Below are 1020 nucleotides of genomic sequence, written 5' to 3'. Positions count from 1 at the left end.
TAACGTGTTTGTGTAAGGATAGTTGTGTGATTAAGCAACTAACTTAATAAAAATGGAGCGAACCAGAGGGAAATCCGCAGGATTTTCCGAGTAGGCTAGAACCAAGCAATTATTTTTACACGGTGTTGGCAATAGTTTTTTTATTTTCAGGTACTAACCAAAATTCTGAAATTTAATTTGATATAGAATTATTAATGTCAACAAGGATTTTTGAAATTTGAGACATTGAAGGATCTTGTTCTTGTAAAGTATGTGGACCCTCAATTGTATATACTTTCCAATTTCTTGCCTTTGCTTTTTTTGGAGCACTTGTTGTTCTCATATATCCAAATATGGACATAGCTTCAGTGGCAAGTACTATAGTTCCGTCCGTTTTAATGCCATTAACAATTTCTACGCGCTCCAAATATGATTTTAAGGGATGTTTAGACATTGTAGGAATAGGTTCTCTCAATGCATCCGCTGTTATCAGCCAACCATCTCCATTTTCTTTTGCTGATTCCAATGAGATACGAGCAACATCAGGTCCAAAAACATCCATCGTATTTTCTCCATTGTCTGCAGGAGCACAATCAATATATACTTGATGTTTTATTTTATTTCCTACCTTATCAACAACTCCCGAAATTACAGGTCCACCATAGGAATGACCAACCAAAATAATATTTTCTAAATTATTCCATTCAATGAAATTTACAATATCATTTATATGGGTAGATATACCAGTCTCTTTTGATAATAAGTGATTCTTTTCACCAAGTCCAGTTAGAGTTGGATTATACACAACATAACCTTTTGTAACAAGGTCAGATTTCAGTAAATTCCATTGTCCTCCCCATTGAAACGTACCATGTACTAAAATAAAAATAGGCTTGTCATTATTTTTTTCTTGCGCAAAAGTTACAGACGAAAAAAGAAAGATAGTTGTCAGAAAGAGTAAATTTCTTTTGATTGTTTTCATATCAAAAATTTTCTAAATTAGTTGAATTTGACGTTGATTTTTAAATTATTGCCAACGTT

1 protein-coding gene is annotated in these 1020 nt (G+C 32.7%); it reads right to left on the bottom strand.

Features of this window, described 5'->3' with window-relative positions:
* Positions 1–172 precede the first annotated feature (172 nt).
* Positions 173–961, bottom strand: coding sequence for an alpha/beta fold hydrolase (locus Q0857_RS16865; protein WP_298538072.1), 789 nt, complete (start codon positions 959–961; stop codon positions 173–175).
* Between the last annotated feature and the right edge of the window lie 59 nt (positions 962–1020).

Origin of the sequence: uncultured Algibacter sp., from assembly GCF_947495925.1 — a bacterium.
Classification (GTDB): Bacteria; Bacteroidota; Bacteroidia; order Flavobacteriales; family Flavobacteriaceae; genus Algibacter_E.
Note: the sequence above shows the minus strand (reverse complement) of the source record. Positions and strands in the feature narration are given on the sequence as shown.